Below are 19,048 nucleotides of genomic sequence, written 5' to 3' on the forward strand. Positions count from 1 at the left end.
AACCGATCAAGCGGCCGCGCGCGGTGCCTTGCCGAGGATACCGAGCATCGCGCCGAGCTTGTCGCGCATCTCGCGACGGTCGACGATGACGTCCACCGCGCCGTGCTCCACGAGGAACTCCGGTCGCTGGAAGCCTTCGGGCAGCGTCTCGCGCACGGTCTGCTCGATGACGCGAGGACCGGCGAAGCCGATGAGCGCCTTCGGCTCGGCGACGTTGATATCACCGAGCATGCCCAGGCTCGCGGACACGCCGCCGGTGGTCGGGTGCGTGAGCACGGAGATATAGGGCACCCCGGCATCGCGCATGCGCGCCAGCGCGGCCGACGTCTTCGCCATCTGCATCAGCGAGAACAGGCCTTCCTGCATGCGCGCGCCGCCCGTGGCGGAGAAACAGACGAGGGCGCTCTTTTCCTCGAGCGCCCGCTCGGCGGCGCGGGCGAACTTCTCGCCCACCACCGAACCCATCGAACCACCCATGAAGGCGAACTCGAACGCCACGGACACGAGGGGGCGCTCCAGGAGGCGTCCGGACATGGCGATCAGTGCATCCTTCTCGCCGGTGTTCTTCTGCGCCGCGGCGACGCGATCCTTGTACTTCTTCTGGTCCCTGAACTTCAGCGCATCCACGGCTTCCATCTTCGGCCAGAGCTCGGTCGTGCTGCCCTCGTCGAAGAAGGCCGCGAGCCGGGCGCGTGCGGAGATGGCATGGTGGTGGCCGCACTTCGGGCACACCATCAGCGACTTCTCGAGCTCCGGCTTGTAGAGCACGGTGCCGCAACCGGCGCACTTCTCCCACACGCCCTCGGGCACCTTGCCCTTGCCGCCGGCCGCGCCGGGGGCGCGGGTCTTCGGCGTCATGATCTTCTGCAGCCAGTTCATCGTGTCTCTCCGAATGTCTCTGTCCTACCCCGGCGTCCGGTCAGCGCGCGTCGAGCGCGGCGCGGATCGGCGCCAGGAAATCCCGTGCCCTGCCGACGGCATCCTCGGCCGAGGTCGCACCGGCAAGGCGGTCGACCAGGGCGCTGCCGATGACCACGGCGTCGGCGAATTCGCCGATCGCCCTGGCACTCGCGGCATCGCGGACGCCGAAACCGACGGCCACCGGGGCCTTCGACCGTGCTCGGATGTCGGCGACTCGCTGGGCGATGTCACCCGTGCTCAGCTGGGCCGCACCGGTGATGCCGGCGAACGATACATAGTACAGGAAGCCCGATGCGGCCTCGCAAAGCCGGGCCAGGCGGCCCTCGGCGGTCGTGGGCGACGCGAGCAGGATCTGCTCTAGGCCGGCGGCGCGCAGGGGGGCGAGGACGTGCGACTCCTCCAGCGGACAATCGACCATCAGGACGCCATCGACGCCGGCCTCGACGGCATCTTCGGCGAACGCCGCATAACCGTACATTTCCACGGGATTGAGGTAGCCCATGAGGACGATGGGCGTTTCCGCGTCCGTCTCGCGGAAGGCGGCGACCCAGGCAAGGACATTGGCGAGGCCGACGCCCCGGGCGATCGCTCGCTCGCTGGCATGCTGGATCACGGGGCCGTCGGCCATGGGATCGGAAAACGGCACGCCGAGCTCGATGACGTCCGCTCCGGCGGCAACCAGGCCGTGCAGCAAGGGGACCATGCCTTCCGGCGAGGGATCGCCAGCGGTGACGAACGGGACGAGGCCGGTGCGGCCCGCGGACTTCAGCGCCGCGAAGCGGCGTTCGATGCGGCTCATCAGAGTTCGATTCCTTCACGGGCTGCGATCGTGTGCACGTCCTTGTCGCCGCGCCCGGAAAGGTTGGCCAGGACCAGTCCGTCCTTCGGCAGATCGCGGGCCAGCTTGATCGCCTGGGCGATGGCGTGGCTCGATTCCAGCGCCGCGAGGATGCCTTCGGTGCGGGCCAGGAGATGGAAGGCCTCCAACGCCTCGTCGTCCGTGATGCCGACGTACTCGGCACGTCCCGCATCCTTAAGAAACGCATGCTCTGGCCCGACGCCCGGGTAATCCAGTCCGGCCGACACCGAATGCGTCTCGACGATCTGGCCGTTGGCGTCCGACAGCACGTACGTGCGGTTGCCGTGCAGCACACCCGGCTTGCCGGCCGAGAGCGATGCCGCATGCCGCCCTGTCGCGATGCCTTCACCCGCTGCCTCGGCGCCCACGATGCGGACATCGCGATCGTTGAGGAAGGCGTGGAAAAGACCGATGGCGTTCGAACCGCCGCCAACGGCCGCGGTGATCACGTCCGGCAACCGGCCGAACTGCTCGAGCACCTGCTCGCGCGCCTCGCGACCGACGATGGCGTTGAAGTCGCGCACCATCTGCGGATACGGATGCGGCCCCGCCACCGTGCCGATAATGTAGAAGGTGTCGGCGACATTGGTGACCCAGTCGCGCATGGCCTCGTTGAGCGCGTCCTTCAAGGTCTTCGAGCCGGAGGTCACGGGCACGACCTCGGCGCCGAGAAGGCGCATGCGGTACACGTTGATCTTCTGCCGCTCGATGTCCACGGCGCCCATGTAAACGACGCACTTCAGGCCCAGCCGCGCCGCGACCGTCGCGCTGGCCACGCCATGTTGGCCTGCGCCGGTCTCGGCGATGATGCGCGTCTTGCCCATGTGCCGGGCGACTAATGCCTGGCCGACCGTGTTGTTGATCTTGTGCGCGCCCGTATGGTTCAGGTCTTCGCGCTTGAGCACGATGCGCGCGCCACCCACGTGCTTCGACAGGCGCTCGGCGTGGTACACCGGGCTCGGGCGGCCCACGTAGTACTTGAGGTCGCGGTCGAGCTCGGCGATGAAGGCCGGATCCTTGCGCAACGTCTCGTAGGCGGCGGTGAGTTCGGCCAGGGGCTCCATGAGCGTCTCGGCCACGTAGATGCCGCCAAACTCGCCGAAGCGCCCCTGCGCGTCGGGCCAGGCGTGGAAATCCGCGATCTCGGTCATTGCCTTCTCGTCAGCTTGGGCCGTGTCACACGCTGGGGACGGCGCGCACGGCGGAAATGAAGCGTTCCATCTTAGCCCCATCCTTGATGCCCGGCGACGATTCGATGCCGCTGGAAACGTCCACCGCCCAAGGCCGGGCGATACGAATCGCCTCGGCGACATTGTCTGCCGTGAGTCCGCCGGCAAGCAGCAAGGGTTGTGCGAGATCCGTCGGCATCAGCGACCAGTCGAAGCGCTGGCCGCTGCCACCCTGCTCGCCCAGGCCGTGGCCGTCCAGCAACAGGCCGGCGGCGCGTGGATAGTCGCGCAGCCCCGCCAGCGCGGGCGCGCCTTCGCCCATCGCGATCGCCTTCACGTAACGGACGCCGTAGGCGGCGCATGCGTCGTCGTTCTCGGCGCCGTGGAACTGCAGCATGTCCGGGCGCAGTACGCGCAGCACTTCCTCGATGTACGCAGGCTCGTCGTCCATCACCAGCGCCACCGTCGTCACGAAAGGCGGCACCGCGTCGCGCAGGCGCGCGGCGGCAACCGGGTCCACGAAGCGCTTGCTCTTGCGGGTCATGATGAAACCGACCGCGTCGGCGCCGAGCCGCGCGGCCAGCTGGACATCGTCGACGCGCGTCATGCCGCAGCACTTGATCCGGGTCATAGCGTCACCTCCGCGGGCAATCCCCAATGGGGTTCGTAGAGCGGGCCGAGGAAGGTCAGACCCTCGGCGGGCGCGGTGGCTCCCCCCAACTCGCGGTCGCGGCCCGCGAGCAATTCGGCCATCCACGTCGTCGGACGTTCGCCTCGGCCAATGGGGAGCAGCGAACCCACGATATTGCGAACCATGTGATGGAGGAACGCGTTCGCCTCGATCTCCACCACGACATGGAGATCGTCGCGGAAGACTCGGATCGAGCGCACGTTGCGTCGCGCATGCGCCGCCTGGCAGGACACCGCGCGGAAGGCCGAGAAATCGTGCTCCCCGACGATCGCCTGCGCCGCCACGTGCATCGCGTCCGCGTCGAGCTGCCGACGCTCCCAGGCGACGAAACGGGCGTCCAGGGCGGGTCGCACAAAGCGCGGGAGGATCCGGTAGCGATAGCGCCGCGCCCGCGCCGAAAAGCGCGCATGGAAGTCGTCGGCCACGGGCTGGGCCCAGGTGACCGCCACGCTGTGCGGCAGGTTGGAACAGGCGCCGAGGATCCACCCGCGCATATCGCGCTCGACCTCGGTATCGAAATGGACCACTTGGCAACGACCGTGCACGCCGGCATCGGTACGGCCGGCGGCCGTCACCTCGATGGGCGCATGCGCAACGAAGGTCAACGCCTCTTCCAGCGCACCCTGCACGGTCTTCGCGTGGCTGAGCCGCTGCCAGCCGAGGAAGTCGGTGCCGTCGTATTCGACGCCAAGGGCGATGCGCATGGGTGATCGGAAGCGGTGGAAACGGAAAAGGGTAGCACTTTGCGCCCCCGGGAACGCGGAAGCCCCGGACCAGGCCGGGGCTTCCGTCGTCGCAACCGTTGGATCAGGCGATATCGTTGAGGATGCGGCGCGCCGTGTCCTTCTGCATCTGCGAACCTTCGGCCAGCACTTCGTCGAGCATCAGGCGGGCGCCTTCGGCGTCGCCCATGTCGAGGTACGCACGGGCCAGGTCGAGCTTGGTGTCGACCGGGTCGTCGCTGAAGCTCTCGGGGTTGTGGTCCACGATCGGCTCTTCGTCGCCGAAGGTGGGTTCGTCGAAACGCGGCAGGTCGGTCGGCGAGGTGGCGGCTGCCTCGTGCTCGTCCTGGAATGCCCATGAGGGACGCTCGTCGTCCGCGGCGGTTTCCTTCTCCTCGCCCAGGATCTCCGCGAAACCGGCGTGTCCCTCGGACACGCCGGCGGGCGCTTCAACGTACGGCGATTCCGGCGCGTCGACGTCGAACACGCCGGGTGCGTTCGGACGACGGTCGGCTTCGGCGCGCTGCACCGGCGTCAGGTCGAAGTTGAAATGGTATTCGCTGTGCTTCTGCGGCGACGGAGCCTGCGGACGGTCGTCCTCCGGCCCGGTGGCGTAGGTGCCGAGGTCGAACTCCTCGAGCGCCGCACCTTCGTCCTCGACAGCATGGGTGCGCGGGGCGCCGTAGCCGTCGTCGTACGGATCCTCGATGTCGTCCACCGGCGTTCCGCCGAACAGCGGATGAGTCGGTGCGAGGTCTTCGCCCATCATCACCACCTCGCGCCATTCCGGCTGCTCCGGATCGGCGACGTGGGCGAACATGGCTTCCGCGGCGGCCTCGAAGTGCTCGACATCGCGCCGGCCGTAGTAAAGGCTGACCAACTCGAGGTGCAGACCGACGTCGTCCGGATGTTCGGCCAGCGCGTCGAGGATCTCGCGCTGGTCCTGGTCCATCACCTCGCCGTGGTGGCTGAACTCGAAGTTCGGCTCCCCGCCGAAGCGGTCCGCCAGCGAGCCGCCGGCGACGGCCGGCGCGGCCTTGGGCTTCTTGCGCCCGAACACGGCGGCCACGAGAAGAAGGAGGATGACGATCGCGCCACCACCCCATGCCCAAGGCTGCATGTACCAGGGGTCTTCGACCACCACCGGCGTCGGGGCGATCGGCTTCTTTGCCGGCTTGGCCGCCGGAGCAGCCGCGGGCGGCGTCGCCGCGGCCGCGGCGGGTTCCTTCAGGGGCGCGGTCGCGACGGTCGCGGCCGGAGCCGGTGCGGGGGTCGCGGCCTGCGCCGCGCTACCGGCGGTGGCGGGCGCACCTGCGACCGGAGTGGCCGCGGCGGGCGTCGGGGACGGCGTCGGGGCGTTCGCCGGCACCGGCGCATTCGCTGCAGGAGCGGTGCCCGCCTTCTGCGCCTCGGCCAGCTTGCGCTGGAGCTCGGCGATCTCGGAATCCTTGAGGCTCAGCAGTCGCTGGTTCTTGGTGTTGATGTCCTCGAGCTCGCCGATGCGCGACTTCAGCTCGGCGCCTTGCTGCTTCAGGGAAGCGACGCTTTCCTGCGACGTGGCCAGTTCCTGGCGAAGACCGGCGACCTGGGCGTCGCCCGTGCCACCCTTGCTGCCCGCACGCGTCGAAGCCGCGTCACCGCCTTCCTTCGCGGGAACGATGGCGAGACGGTCGGAGCCGGAACGCGAGGGCTTTGCCTCGCCCTGGCCCGCGTTGGTCGACGCGGCGTCGGCCACGACCGAGGGCGACCGGGCGGTGGTGCCCGCCCGCCAGCTTTCGTTCTGCCGGCGCACTTCCGCCAATGCCTCGGCATTGGACTGTGCCTGTACCTCGTCCGCCGAAGGAATGCGCAGGATCGCGCCGGTCTTCAGCGCGTTCATGTTGTCGCGGTAGAACGCCTCGGGATTGGCTTTCTGCAAGGCGACGAGCATCTGGTTCATGTCCGCGCCGCTCGCGTGGTCGCGGGCGATCGAGGAGAGCGTCTGGCCGCGCTGGACCGGCCCATAAGTACCGCCGGCCGCCACGGCGGCCGGCCGCGGCGCGGCCTCGCTGCGCGACGGCTTCGGCGCGACCTGCGCGGGCACCCGTGCGGGAACGTCGGACGTCCGCGAAGGAGCGGCCGACGGCGCCTGCGACGGTGCCGCCGAGGCGGCGGCCGTGTTCAGCGGCGTGCCGGGCGGATCGAGCAGCATGGTCACTTCGCGCACGACCTTGTTGCCACCCGACGAGACTTCCACGAGGAAATCGAGGTAGGTGTCGCGAACCGGAGCCGCGCTGGTCACCCGGATGACCGGCTGGCCGGCGGCGTTCTTCGCCACGGTGAAACTCAGCGGCACCGGCAGGCCCGCGCGATTGAGCCCGGCGCGGGTGAAGGCCTCTTCCGACGCCAGGGCCACGTGGACGTTATCGGGATTTCCCGATACCCCGGTGAGCGGGATCTCCGCTACGAGCGGCTGGTCCATGGTGGACTGCAAGTGGACGGGCCCAAGGTTCTGGGCCATGGCCTGGCTGCCCCAGGTCGCCAGCGCCAGCATGATCGAAAGCTTCAACGTACGGTTCATCAGTGCTTCCCCCGAACTAAAACCATGCCGGCGGCGCGCCTCTGTGCGGGCGGTCGGCCGCGAAGGCGCCACTGTAGTGCACCCCAGCAACAACTAACAATAGCGTCTACGGACAGTTACGCGACAACGTTAAGTCGCTCGCGAGGCCCGTACACGCTCCCCATACATCGTCACTTGCCCTGGCTGGCCTCCAACTGCCGCCGCAGCTCGGCGATCTTGCGGTCGCGCTCCGCGATGTCGTGGCTGGTGGCCTGCGACGTCGATTCGAGCGTGTCGACACGCTTCCGTAACTGCTCCACCTGGGCGTCTTCGTGCTTTTCCTGGCCACGGAGCGCTTCGAGCCTGGCCTTCTCCGCGGCGGAATGCGCCTGCGTCGACGCCGCCTGCGGGCGCTCCCCGGCCAGCGCCACCGGCGCGAACACGATGAAAAGGCAGGCGGCGACGGCGCGGAGAGGCATTACAGGTAGTCCTCGATCAGGATCTCGGCGATCTGCACGGCGTTGAGGGCCGCGCCCTTACGAATGTTATCGGCGACCACCCACAGGTCCAGGCCGCGCTCGTGCGAGATGTCCTCGCGGATTCGGCCGACGAAGACCGGATCCTTGCCCGCCGCGTCGCCAACCGGCGTGGGATAGCCGCCGGCTTTGCGCTCGTCCTGGACCACCACGCCCGGCGCCTCCTCGAGGAGCTCACGGGCGCGCTCGGCGGTGATCTTGTCGCGCGTCTCGATGTGCACCGCCTCGGCGTGGCCGTAGAACACGGGAACGCGGACGGCGGTCGGGTTCACCTGGATGGAAAGATCCTCGAGGATCTTCCGGGTCTCCCAGACCATCTTCATCTCTTCCTTCGTGTACCCGTTCGCCTGGAACTCGTCGATATGCGGGATGACGTTGAAGGCGATCTGCTTTGGGAACTTGGCCGTCTCGACTTCCTGGAAGTTCAGCATCTGCGCCGTCTGCTTGCCCAGCTCTTCCATGCCGCTGCGACCTGCGCCCGAGACCGACTGGTAGGTCGCGACGTTGATCCGCTCGATGCCCACCTCACGGTGGATCGGGGCCAGGGCCACGAGCATCTGCATCGTGGAGCAGTTCGGGTTGGCGATGATCCCGCGCACCGTGTAATCCGCGATGGCATGCGGATTCACCTCGGAAACCACCAGCGGGATGTCGTCCTGGTAGCGGAACTCGGAGGTGTTGTCGATGACCACGGCACCCGCGGCGGCCGCGCGCGGCGCGTGCTCGCGGCTCACCGAGCCGCCGGCCGAGAAGAAGGCGATGTCCACCCCTTCGAAATCGTACTTGGCGAGGTCCTGGACGACGTAGGTTTTTCCATTGAAGTCGACCGTACCGCCCGCCGAGCGCTCGCTCGCCAGGGGCACCAGTTCGCTCACGGGGAAATCCCGCTCCGCGAGGATCGACAGCAGGGTTTCACCGACCGCACCGGTCGCACCCACCATGGCCACCTTGTAACTCGTCTTCTTGCTCATGCTTCGCTTCGTCAGGCGTTGGGGAAATCAGGTCCGCTGGCGTCGGCCAGCACACCCGGATTGAGGATCGTGGGTGGCCGGCCGGCGTGAGGACCATGCCCGAACGCCGCCAGCACATTGTCCACAGCCAGCGCCGCCATATCGCGACGTGTGTCGCGGCTTGCGCTGGCGATGTGCGGACTCAGCACGATATTTTCGAGGTTGAGGAGATCGGGATGCACCGCCGGCTCGCCTTCGAACACATCGAGCGCCGCGGCGCCGATGACACCGTCCGCCAGGGCCCGGGCCAGCGCCGCGTCGTCGACGATGCCGCCCCGCGCGATGTTCACGAGCGTGGCGGTCGGTTTCATCGCCGCCAGCTCCGCGGCACCGATGGCATGGCGGTTCTGCGCGTTGAACGGCAGGACCAGGATCAGGTGGTCCGACGTGGCAAGCAGGCTTGCCTTGTCCACGTAGGTGGCCGCGCACTCCTGTTCGACACGGGCGTCGAGCCGCGAGCGGTTGTGGTAGATCACCCGGGCGCGGAAGCCACTCGCGCGGCGCGCGATGGCCTGCCCGATGCGGCCCATGCCGAGGATGCCGATGGTCTTGCCGTGTACGTCCGCGCCGAGCCAGCCTTCGAAGCGGAAACCCTGCCACTCGCCCCGGCGCAGCCAGCGCTCGGCTTCCCCGACACGGCGCGCCGCGGCGAGCATCAGCGCCCAGGCGTAGTCGGCTACGGTTTCGTTCAGGACGTCGGGCGTGTTGGACGCGCCGATGCCGGCGGCGGTCAGCGCCGCCAGGTCGAGGTTGTTGTAGCCGACGCCCAGGTTCGCCACGAAACGCAGGCGCGACGCGGCGGCGATCGCCGCCGCGTCGATGCGCTCGGTAAGGCCGACGATGGCGGCATCGGCGTCCGCCAGCCGGGCCGCGCGCTCTTCCAGCGAATGCGCGCGCTCTTCGCTTTCCGCGCGCACCTCGAAATGCGGACGCAGGCGATCGACGATGTCCGGAAAGAACGGACGGGAGATCCAGACCGTCGGCTTGCTCATCGCCTCACCCCTGCAACGTGCCGGGGATGTGCGGCGGCACGGTGCCGACGTCGCCGCACTGGGCGCGATGGCGCAGGGCCTGGTCCATCAGCACGAGGGCCAGCATGGCCTCGGCGATGGGCACCGCGCGGATCCCCACGCAGGGATCGTGGCGGCCCTTCGTCACCACCTCGGTCGCCTCCCCTGCCCGATCGACGCTCCGGCCGGGAACGAGGATGCTGGAGGTCGGCTTGAACGCCATCGACACTACGACGGGCTGGCCGGAGGCGATGCCGCCGAGGATGCCGCCCGCGTGGTTGGAAAGGAATCCGGCAGCCGTCATTTCGTCGCGGTGCTGCGTGCCGCGCTGGGCCACGGCGGCGAAGCCGTCACCGATCTCCACGCCCTTCACGGCATTGATCGACATCATGGCGGCAGCGAGCTCGCCATCCAGTTTGCCGTAGATGGGCTCGCCCCAACCCGCCGGCACGCCCTCCGCGACGACGGTGACCTTCGCGCCGACCGAATCGCCCGACTTGCGAAGGGCGTCCATGTAGGACTCGAGTTCGGCGACCTGACCGGCATCCGGCCAGAAGAACGGGTTCGATTCGATGGCTTCGACGTCGTGGCCGCGAGGCACGATCTCGCCGATCTGGGCGACGTGCCCGCGCACGGTGACGCCATGCCGCAGGGCCAGCCACTTCTTCGCGATGACGCCGGCGGCGACCCGCATGGTGGTCTCGCGCGCCGACGAGCGTCCGCCGCCGCGCGGGTCGCGGATGCCGTACTTCTGCCAATAGGTGTAGTCGGCGTGGCCGGGCCGGAAGGTCTCGAGGATGTTCCCGTAGTCTTTCGATCGCGCATCGGTGTTGCGTATCAGCAGCGCGATCGGCGTGCCCGTCGTGAGCCCGTCGTAGACACCGGAGAGGATTTCGATGTCGTCCGCCTCGCGACGCTGCGACGTGTGCCGGGAGCGCCCGGTGGCGCGGCGCTCGAGGTCGGCGCGAAACTCGCTCGCCTCGAGCGGCAGACCGGGTGGGCAGCCGTCGACCACGCACCCGATCGCCGGGCCGTGGCTTTCGCCGAAGGTGGTGACGGAGAGGAGCTTGCCGAACGTATTGGAGGACACGGTGTTCCCGGGGTCAGGTTCTTGCGGCGCGTACGGCGGCGATATCGGCGGCGTGTTCGATGAGGTCGCGCCGCTCCAGGGCAAAGATGCCCATCTGCCCGACCTTGAACTCCAGCCAGACGAACGGAAGGCGCGGCAGCAGTTCGACGAGCGCGCGTTCGCTGTCGCCCACTTCCACGATCAGCAGGCCATCCTCGCTGAGATGGTCGGCCGCCTCGTCGAGGATGCGCAACGTGATGTCGAGTCCATCATCGCCGGATGTCAGGCCGAGGACCGGTTCATGGCTGTATTCGGCCGGCATGGCCGCGTATTCGCCGTTGGTGACGTAGGGCGGATTCGACACGATGAGGTCGTAGACCTCCCCCTCCACGCCGGCGAACAGATCCGACTTGATCGCCCGCACGCGGTCTTCCACGTGCTGGAAGACGATGTTCTCGTTCGCCAGCGACAGCGCGTCGTCGCTGACGTCGACGAGATCCACCTGCCAGTCGGGGTTGTATTCGGCCATGGCGATGCCGATGCAACCCGAGCCGGTGCAGAGGTCGAGTGCGCGATCCACCCGGCGGTCGTCCAGCCAGGGCGTGAAGCGGCTCTCGATCAGCTCCGCGATGGGTGAGCGCGGCACGAGTGCCCGGCGGTCGCTCTTGAACTTGAGGCCGGCGAACCAGGTTTCTCCTACGAGGTAGGCCACCGGCACGCGCTCGACGATGCGCTTCTCGATGAGCGCCAGGACCGTCTCGCGCTCGCCGGCGACGAGCTTGCCGGCGCCGTAGGCGGGCGGCAGGTCCGGCGGCAGGTGCAGGGCGGCCAGGACCAGGTGGGTGGCCTCGTCGATCGGATTGTCGTGGCTATGCCCGAAAGTGAGGCCGGCGGCCGAAAAACGGCTCGCGCCATAGCGGATGAAGTCGATGATGGAGGACAGTTCGCTGGTCACGGAGGGGAATTCGATGGGACTGGCCCGTCAGTATAGCCGTCCGGGACCTCAGCTCAGCCCGGGCCGGGGTCGCTGGTCGCCGGCTGGCCATCCTCGTGGTGCCCGGCGTAGCGTCGAAGATAGCGCGGCGCATCGGGAAGGGTCACGGCGATGTCGTACCAGCCGGCACTCTCCGCCAACTCGAAGGCGAGCGTTTCGGTCCCACCCGCCGGGACCGCCACCTGCCGTGCCGGCGCGGCGCCGTACGCGTTCGCGACGCGGCAAACGGCCGCGCGCTCGCCACGGTTCCACAGCAACACCTCGATGCGCCGCTGGCCACCTGCCCCGCGAACCTCGGCTTCGAACGTATCGTCGGCGAACCCGCGCAAGGCACAGAAGTAGCCGTTGGGCCCGTGGATGCGGCGGTCGTAGCCGTCCCCGGCATCCGCCAGCTTCCATGCGTCCTCGATGCGATCGCCTGCCGCCACCGTGTAGCGGCGTGGCGGCGCCTCGCGGCGAAGGCCGTCGTAGACGAGGAAGGCGGCGCCCAGCGCCCCCGTATTGTCGAAAGCGACGCGGCTGGCGCCGTCGGCCAGGCGGTGCCTGACCGACCAGGCGTAGCCGAGGGGACGGGCCGGTCGCGTGCCGGGTTCCTGCCTCGGCATCGCCTGTTCGCGAGGCACCCGGATGGGCGTCTTTCCATCCGAACCGGCCGGGACACGTGGCCTCGGCATGGCGATGTCGCTCGCACCCGCGAAGTCGAACGCGCTGGTGAGGTCGCCGCAGACGGCACGCCGCCACGCGCTGATGTTGGGCTCCTCCACGCCGAAGCGCTTCTCAAGGAAACGCAGGACGGACGTGTGGTCGAAGGTTTCCGAGCAGACCCAACCGCCGCGCGTCCAGGGCGAGACCACGATCATCGGCACACGGTTGCCGAGACCCACCGGTTGCAGACCACCGGGATCGCTGCCAGGAACCAGCGGCGAGGCGATCCGGGGGTGCCGGTCCAGGTCCACGACCTCGTCCCGCAAGCTCGCTACCAAGCTCGGCGACACCATGCCCTCAGACCGTTCCGCGCTCGTCAGGGGCGGCGCGGGTGGCACCACGTGGTCGAAAAAGCCGTCGTTCTCGTCGTAGTTGAGGAAGAGGACGGTACGACTCCAGACCTTCGGGTTCGCCGTGAGCGCCTCGATCACCTTGCGGATGTAGTGGGCGCCATCGGCCGGCGACGCCTTGGGATGCTCGCTGTACGCGTAGGGTGCGACGATCCAGGTGACCTGCGGCAGGCGGTCGTGCAGCACGTCCTGGCGAAGGTCGCGCAACGCGTGCGTGGAAACGCCGTTGCGGACGAGCGAACCGGCCGGATCGGCGCCTTCCTGCACCTGGTAGTTCGCGAAGAACTCAAGGGAGTTGTCCGTGTAGTTGTCGGTTGGCGACCCAGGTTCGCCCGTGCCGCCCTGGTAGACGCGCCAGCTGATTCCCGCCTTTTCCAATCGCTCGGGATAGGTCGTCCAGGTGTAGCCGTTCGTCGCCGGCCGCTCTTCCGTGCCGGGGCCGTTGTCTCTCGTGCCGAGCCGGCCGGAGGGATCGCACGTGCCGCTCCAGAGATACACGCGATTGATCGCCGTATCCGCCAGCGCGGACGCGTGGTACGCGTCACAGACGGTGAAAGCGTCGGCGAGCGCGTAGTGGAACGCCACGTCGTCCCTGCGCAGGTAGGCCATGGTCAGCACATCCTGCTTCTGCTCGATCCAGCGGTCGTTGCGGCCGAGGTTCCACGCGCCATGGCCGCTGCTCCAGCCATGGTCGGTGCCTTCGTGGTGATCGCCCGACGCGTGGGTGTCGAGGTGGAACGGGTACACCCAGGCGATGTCGTCGCCGATGCCCCGCCTCTTCCAGAACTCGGTACGGGCCGCCGTGACCGGCTGGCGCCACACCGGATCGCCATTGCCCAGTTCGAGCACGCGCGGATCGGCGAATCCGCGCACACCGCGCAGGCTGCCGAAATAATGGTCGAACGACCGGTTCTCCTGCATGAGCACCACGACGTGTTCGACGTCGGCGATCGTGCCCGTGCGACGGTGCGGCGGCATCGTCAGCGCCTTCGCCACCGCGGCGGGAAAGCCCTGCGCGACCAACGACGCGGCGAGCGTGGCGCCCGCGGCATGGAGGAAACGGCGGCGCTCGTGGGAAATCATGCGCGGATCAGTTCCTGGCGAGCGATTCGATCAATGACGCATGCAACGCCGGGGTAGCGGCGGCGACGACGCGCGTGCCGCTCTGCAGGTCCAGAGGACGGCCTTCCCAGTCGGTGACGATGCCGCCGGCCGCCTCGACGACCGGCACGATGGCCAGGTAGTCGTAAGGCATGAGGTTCGCTTCGACGACGGCGTCGATGTAGCCCGATGCCAGCATCCCGTAACCATAGCAGTCGCCGCCGAAACGCCGCGCGTATGCCTCGCGGCTGGTCCGGTCGAAACGCGCCCATTCCTCGGCGGTAAACATGTCGGGGGTCGTCGTGTAGATGGTCGCCGCCCCAAGGGTCTCGCACGCGCTGGTGCGGCATGAGCCGCCGTTCATCGTCGTGCCCGCGCCGGCGTGACCGATCCAGCGCTCGTCGAGCGCGGGCATGTCGAGCACCCCGAGCACGGGGCGGCCGCGGTGCAGCAGCGCGATCAGCGTGCCCCACAGGGGCCAGCCGGAAATGAAACTGCGCGTGCCGTCGATAGGATCGATCGACCACACGAATTCGGCGTCCACCCGCGTCGCCCCGTATTCCTCGCCGAGCAGGCCGTGCGTCGGCCACGCCATCTCGATGCGCTCGCGCAGCATGGACTCCACGCCGCGGTCCACGGCCGTCACGGGGCTCATGTCGCCCTTGAGCGTGACGTCCACCGGGCGGCGGAAACGAGGCAGGGAGAGCGCACGTGCGTTGTCGGCGATGCCGGCGGCGAAGGCTTCGAACTGCTTCCGCTCGGGGGCGGGCAACGATTGCATCAACGGCACTCCTGGGTAGGGAAAGCGTGCGCGGACTAGCGTTCGCACGTTTCTGGATCATGACAAGAACGAAAATTTTCCGGTGGACGCCGTGTCCACAAGTTTGCAAATATACCCAAAACACCACACGGGGTGTCACCCCGGAGACGGCCATGCGCCCTTACCGCCACATCGCGATCGTGATCCTGCTGGTGACCGCCGGCGGCGTGGCTCGTGCCGGTACCGTCACGGTGTACTCGGCGCTTGAGAGCGACGAGATCGCCACCTACCTCGCCGCGGCCCGAAAGGCCCTGCCGGATATCGACGTCCACGTGCTCCGCCTGTCCAGCGGCGATCTCGCGGCACGGCTCCTCGCCGAGTCGGCGCAACCACGCAACGATGCGATCTGGGGCATGGCCGTCACCGACATGCTCCATCCGCGCATCGCCGCGTTGCTCGCCCCCGTCCACGGGGAGCATATCGACCGCATGCCCGCGGCATTCCGCGATGTGGACCACCGCTGGTTCGCGCCGACAGGCTTCCTCGCGGCGTTGTGCGTCAATCGCGAGGCGCTGGCCGAGCACGGACTGCCCATGCCGGACAGCTGGAAAGACCTCACCTCGCCGAGGTATCGCGGCCAGATCGCGATGCCGGACCCGTCGTCTTCCGGTACCGGCTACATGCTGGTCTCGTCGCTGTCCGACGCGGGGCGAGATCCCGTGGGCATGGACCTCGTCCTGGACATCGCGCGCAACGTCGGCCAGGTGACGCTGTCCGGTTCGGCGCCCTGCAAGCTGGCGCGCATCGGTGAATTCCCCATCGGCATCTCCTTCGCCTTCTCGGCCATGCAGTCGATCCGTCAGGGGTATCCGGTGACGATGGTGATCCCGAAAGGCGCCCGCGGATACGAACTGGAAGCCTCGGCCCTGATGAAGGACGCGCCGCACGTCGAGGACGCGCAACGGTTCCTGGACTGGACCGCCTCTCCCGACGCCGCCGCGCTGTATCGCGGCTACAAGGAAATCGTCTCGGCGCCGGGGAGCGTGCCGAGCGAGGAACAACAACGTGAGGGACTGCCCGCGGACATCGTCGCGACGCTGCCCGCGCGCGACTTCGCCACGGCGGCGCGCGAGCGCGCGGCGCTCATTGCCAGGTACAAGCGGCTGACGCGCTAGCGCGGCGGTCAAGGGGAATCTTGGGGTATGCACCTGCGGATACATGAGATCTCGAAGGCATGGGGTGGGCACACGGTGCTCGACCGCGTGTCCTTTGCCGCGAACGAGGACGAGTTCATCTGCCTGCTCGGCCCCAGCGGCTGCGGGAAGACGACACTGCTGCGCATCGTTGCGGGGCTCACGGCGCCCGATGCCGGCCGGATCACCCTGGGCGATCGCGACATCACGTCCCTGCCCGCGCGCGACCGGCGCATGGGCCTGGTGTTCCAGACGTATTCCCTCTTCCCCGACATGACCGCCGCCGCGAATGTCGGCTACCCCATGCGTCTTCGTCGCGATGCCGCGGCGACCATCGCGGCGCGCGCGAGCGACCTGCTGGAACGGGTGGGCCTCGGTGGGCTCGGTGCGCGCTTTCCCGACGAGCTCTCCGGCGGCCAGCAGCAACGCGTGGCACTCGCGCGCGCACTGGCGACGGAGCCGGCGATGCTCCTGCTCGACGAACCGCTGTCTGCCCTCGATCCCGCCATTCGTGGGCAGTTGCGCAGCGAGATCCGCGTCCTGCAGCGGGCACTCGGCATCCCGACGATCATGGTGACGCACGACCAGGAAGAAGCACTGGCGATGGCGGACACGATCGTCTGCATGAACCAGGGACGCATCGAGCAGACCGGCACCCCACGCGACCTCTACGAACGGCCGCGCACACGGTTCGTCGCGGAATTCGTCGGCAGGGCCAACCTCCTGCCCACGGCCTTCGTGCGCGAGACGTTGCCCGGGTTCCTCGAGCGCCGCCCGCCCGGCAGCGAGAGCACGTTCGAGCTTTGCCTGCGCCCCGAGGACGTCGTGATCCGTAGCGACGCGCGCGGCGAAGCCGTGGTCGAGGAATCGGTCTTCCTCGGCAACCTGGCACGCGTGACGCTCGCCTGGCGCGGGCGCAAGCTGCTGGCCGAATTGCCGGGCAACAGCGCCCTCGCCCGAGGCGAGCCGGTGTCGGTCGATGCGCTGCGAGGCGCCTGGGTATGTTCGTGAGCGTGGCCACCGACATGGCCGGTACCCGCCAGGGGCGGCTGGCAGCGGTGTCGCTGCTGGTCGTGCCGGTACTCGGCCTGTTCCTGTTTTTCCTGCATCCGCTCGCCACGGTGCTATGGCGCAGCGTCACGGACGCGCAAGGCGCGCTCACGATCGCGAACTACCTGCGCCTTTTCGACGATCCCGGCCTTCCGCGCGCCGCCTTGCACAGTCTCGCGATCGGCCTCGCCACCACCGCTTGCTGCGTGCCGCTCGGTCTCGCGCTCGCCATGGCGCTGCATCGTTCGCGCGTCCCCGGCAAGGCCCTCATCCGTGGCGTCCTGCTCTTGCCGATGCTGGCGCCTTCGCTGGTGCTGGGACTCGGGCTCGTCTGCCTGCTGGGCCGCAATGGGCTCGTCCACCGGCTCACGGGCCTGCCCACCGACATCTACGGATTCTGGGGCCTGCTCGTCGCGAACACGCTGTACGGCCTGCCCCAGGTCGTGATCATCCTATCCGCCGCGCTCGTTCGCACGCCGGCCCGCCACTACGATGCCGCCGCGTCGATGGGCGCCTCGCCATGGCGGCAGTTCCTCGGACTGACCTTGCCGCGCCTGCGCTTCGCGCTGCTCGCCGCCGCGTTCCTCGTGTTCACGGAAACGCTCACCGACTTCGGCAGCGCGGTGATCGTCGGCGGGAATTACCGCGTACTGGCGATGGAGATCTACAGCGAAGTAGTCGGACAGCTCGACTTCGCCATGGGCGCGACGCTCGGCGTCGTGCTGCTCGCGCCCGCCTTGTTGTCCGTGTGGCTCGGCCGCATGGCGCGCCGACGCCAGGACAGCGGCGACGCGATGCCCGGCCGGATGCTGCTTCCCGCGAAGCACGCGGGACGCGACGCGGCACTCGGTATGCTCGTTATCCTGACCTTGCTTCCGCTCGTGGCGGTCGTGGGCACCGTCGCGTACGTCAGCGTCGTCAAGCTCTGGCCGTACGACCGCGCGCTCACCCTCGCCAACTATCTCGGCGGCATGCCCGACGGCTACGGACCCGTCGCCACTTCGCTCGCCATGTCCCTGCTCGCCGCGTGCGTCGGTTCCGTCCTGGTCTTCGCGCTGACCGCCGGGCTGCGCCACGCGCCGCGCGCCATTGCCCGGCCCGTGCAGTTCCTCGCCTCGTTGCCCGCGGCCGTGCCGGGCATGGTGCTCGGCCTGGGCTATGTCCTGGCCTTCGACCATGGCGCGACCTCGCAATGGTTCTACGGCAGCATCGGGATCGTCGCCTTCTGCAGCCTGTATCACTACCACGCGCAGTCCTTCCTCACGATGCAGTCCGGCATGCGCCAGGTGCCCGAGGCGCTGGACGACGCCGTCGCGGTGTCGGGCGGCGGCACGGCGCACGTCCTGCGCGACGCGGTGCTGCCGTTCGTCGCGCCGGCGGCCGTCTCCACCTTCGTCTACTTGTTCATGCGCTCCATGGTGACGCTGTCCGGCGTGATCTTCCTGGTGACGCCGGACCTCGGCCTCGCCTCGGTCACCGTGATGCGCCTCGACGAGAACGGCTTCCTGGCACAGGCCGCCGCCTATGCCATGTGCGTCGTCCTCGCCGGCGCCCTCGCCCTGGGCGCGATGCGCCTCCTCCTCCACGTCCTCAAGGAACGACGCCATGTGGCATGAAGAACGGTATTCCCGCATCCGCGACCTGCTCCGCGCGAGTGGCCAGGTGTCCGTGGAGAGGATCGTCACCGAGCTGGGCGTGTCGCGCGAGACCATCCGCCGCGACCTCGTCGAACTCGCCGAGCGCGGCGAGATCCGCCGCGTGCACGGCGGCGCGGTGCTCACCGGCGACGAGCCGCCGATCGACGTGCGCCACGCCACCCGCGTGCGCGAGAAGCGCGCCATCGCGAAAAAGGTCGCCACGCTGGTCGAAAGCGGCCAGACGATCTTCATGGACGCCGGCAGCACGATGAACCTCGTGGCCGAGGCGCTCGCCACGCGCAACGGGCTCACGATCGTCACCAACGCCGTCGACGTCGCCGCGCGATTCGCCGCACGTCCCGGCAACGACGTCCATTTGCTCGGCGGACGCTTCAACGCGCAGATCGGCTGCACCCAGGGTGCCGCCACGGTGACCGAGATAGCCCGCTACCAGCCGCACCTCGCCATCCTGTCGCCGGTGGGCATCGATGCGACGGGTGGCGCCAGCAGTTTCGAAATGGAAGAAGCCGAGATTGCGAGAGCGATGTGCGCGAACGCGCGTCGCGTCGTGATCGCGGCGGACCACTCCAAGATCGGCGTGCGCAGCCGCGTCGCCTGGTGCCCGGTCGACCGCGTCGACGTGCTCGTCACCGACCGTCGCGCGGAAACGTCCCGCGCGTTGACCCTCCTTCGTAAGGCCGTGGGCGAGATCGCCTATGCCTGAAACAAGAC

At 68.6% G+C, this 19,048-nt stretch carries 17 protein-coding genes; 4 read left to right on the forward strand and 13 right to left on the reverse strand.

Translation table 11 applies throughout. The features are described 5' to 3' along the window. Positions 1 to 6: 6 nt before the first annotated feature. From accD to hisN, 13 genes are all read right to left on the reverse strand, one after another. On the reverse strand, positions 7 to 879 hold the full coding sequence (gene accD, locus ACQKIE_RS18105) for an acetyl-CoA carboxylase, carboxyltransferase subunit beta (protein WP_427461746.1): 873 nt from the start codon (positions 877 to 879) through the stop codon (positions 7 to 9). A gap of 40 nt (positions 880 to 919) precedes the next feature. Next, on the reverse strand, positions 920 to 1,720 hold the full coding sequence (trpA, locus tag ACQKIE_RS18110) for a tryptophan synthase subunit alpha (RefSeq protein WP_427461748.1): 801 nt from the start codon (positions 1,718 to 1,720) through the stop codon (positions 920 to 922). Beyond that, the gene (gene trpB / locus ACQKIE_RS18115) at positions 1,720 to 2,931 is read right to left on the reverse strand and encodes a tryptophan synthase subunit beta (protein WP_427461750.1); all 1,212 of its coding nucleotides are present in this window, start codon (positions 2,929 to 2,931) and stop codon (positions 1,720 to 1,722) included. The genes trpA and trpB overlap by 1 nt, the downstream gene beginning before the upstream one ends. A 25-nt stretch (positions 2,932 to 2,956) precedes the next feature. Then, positions 2,957 to 3,580 (reverse strand): phosphoribosylanthranilate isomerase, encoded by a 624-nt coding sequence (locus tag ACQKIE_RS18120; RefSeq protein ID WP_427461753.1) that lies wholly within the window; start codon positions 3,578 to 3,580, stop codon positions 2,957 to 2,959. Continuing rightward, complete coding sequence (gene truA, locus ACQKIE_RS18125; RefSeq protein ID WP_427461756.1) at positions 3,577 to 4,344, reverse strand: tRNA pseudouridine(38-40) synthase TruA; 768 nt, start codon at positions 4,342 to 4,344, stop codon at positions 3,577 to 3,579. The genes ACQKIE_RS18120 and truA overlap by 4 nt, the downstream gene beginning before the upstream one ends. A gap of 103 nt (positions 4,345 to 4,447) precedes the next feature. Continuing rightward, positions 4,448 to 6,922, reverse strand: a complete 2,475-nt coding sequence (locus ACQKIE_RS18130; RefSeq protein WP_427461758.1) for a FimV/HubP family polar landmark protein — start codon at positions 6,920 to 6,922, stop codon at positions 4,448 to 4,450. A gap of 170 nt (positions 6,923 to 7,092) precedes the next feature. Continuing rightward, complete coding sequence (locus ACQKIE_RS18135) at positions 7,093 to 7,380, reverse strand: hypothetical protein (RefSeq protein ID WP_427461760.1); 288 nt, start codon at positions 7,378 to 7,380, stop codon at positions 7,093 to 7,095. After that, the gene (locus ACQKIE_RS18140) at positions 7,380 to 8,408 is read right to left on the reverse strand and encodes an aspartate-semialdehyde dehydrogenase (protein WP_427461762.1); all 1,029 of its coding nucleotides are present in this window, start codon (positions 8,406 to 8,408) and stop codon (positions 7,380 to 7,382) included. The genes ACQKIE_RS18135 and ACQKIE_RS18140 overlap by 1 nt, the downstream gene beginning before the upstream one ends. A gap of 11 nt (positions 8,409 to 8,419) precedes the next feature. Next, positions 8,420 to 9,439 carry a 2-hydroxyacid dehydrogenase gene (locus ACQKIE_RS18145; protein ID WP_427461764.1) on the reverse strand — a complete coding sequence of 340 codons (1,020 nt, stop codon included), beginning with the start codon at positions 9,437 to 9,439 and terminating at the stop codon, positions 8,420 to 8,422. Positions 9,440 to 9,443: 4 nt separating this feature from the next. Next, positions 9,444 to 10,547 carry a chorismate synthase gene (aroC, locus tag ACQKIE_RS18150; protein WP_427461766.1) on the reverse strand — a complete coding sequence of 368 codons (1,104 nt, stop codon included), beginning with the start codon at positions 10,545 to 10,547 and terminating at the stop codon, positions 9,444 to 9,446. Between the two features lie 13 nt (positions 10,548 to 10,560). After that, positions 10,561 to 11,481 (reverse strand): 50S ribosomal protein L3 N(5)-glutamine methyltransferase, encoded by a 921-nt coding sequence (prmB, locus tag ACQKIE_RS18155; protein ID WP_427461767.1) that lies wholly within the window; start codon positions 11,479 to 11,481, stop codon positions 10,561 to 10,563. Between the two features lie 53 nt (positions 11,482 to 11,534). Further along, entirely contained in the window at positions 11,535 to 13,658 is a 2,124-nt protein-coding gene (locus tag ACQKIE_RS18160) for a phosphocholine-specific phospholipase C (protein ID WP_427461769.1), read from the reverse strand. A 7-nt stretch (positions 13,659 to 13,665) separates the two neighbouring features. Continuing rightward, positions 13,666 to 14,457 carry a histidinol-phosphatase gene (hisN, locus tag ACQKIE_RS18165; RefSeq protein ID WP_427461771.1) on the reverse strand — a complete coding sequence of 264 codons (792 nt, stop codon included), beginning with the start codon at positions 14,455 to 14,457 and terminating at the stop codon, positions 13,666 to 13,668. A gap of 152 nt (positions 14,458 to 14,609) precedes the next feature. Between hisN and ACQKIE_RS18170 the strand changes: the two genes are divergently transcribed. Genes ACQKIE_RS18170 through ACQKIE_RS18185 form a run of 4 tightly spaced genes read left to right on the forward strand, consistent with a single transcriptional unit; the run spans position 14,610 to position 19,040 of the window. Further along, a complete protein-coding gene (locus tag ACQKIE_RS18170; RefSeq protein WP_427461773.1) occupies positions 14,610 to 15,611 on the forward strand; it encodes an ABC transporter substrate-binding protein in 1,002 nt (333 codons plus the stop codon). A 27-nt stretch (positions 15,612 to 15,638) separates the two neighbouring features. Continuing rightward, entirely contained in the window at positions 15,639 to 16,640 is a 1,002-nt protein-coding gene (locus tag ACQKIE_RS18175; protein WP_427461775.1) for an ABC transporter ATP-binding protein, read from the forward strand. Continuing rightward, positions 16,631 to 18,295: an ABC transporter permease subunit gene (locus ACQKIE_RS18180; protein ID WP_427461777.1), complete on the forward strand. Its 1,665-nt coding sequence runs from the start codon at positions 16,631 to 16,633 to the stop codon at positions 18,293 to 18,295. The genes ACQKIE_RS18175 and ACQKIE_RS18180 overlap by 10 nt, the downstream gene beginning before the upstream one ends. Then, positions 18,285 to 19,040, forward strand: a complete 756-nt coding sequence (locus ACQKIE_RS18185; RefSeq protein WP_427461779.1) for a DeoR/GlpR family DNA-binding transcription regulator — start codon at positions 18,285 to 18,287, stop codon at positions 19,038 to 19,040. Before ACQKIE_RS18180 ends, ACQKIE_RS18185 begins: the two co-directional genes overlap by 11 nt. Positions 19,041 to 19,048 lie beyond the last annotated feature (8 nt).

Source organism: Luteibacter sp. NPDC031894 (genome assembly GCF_050273135.1).
Lineage (GTDB): Bacteria > Pseudomonadota > Gammaproteobacteria > Xanthomonadales > Rhodanobacteraceae > Luteibacter.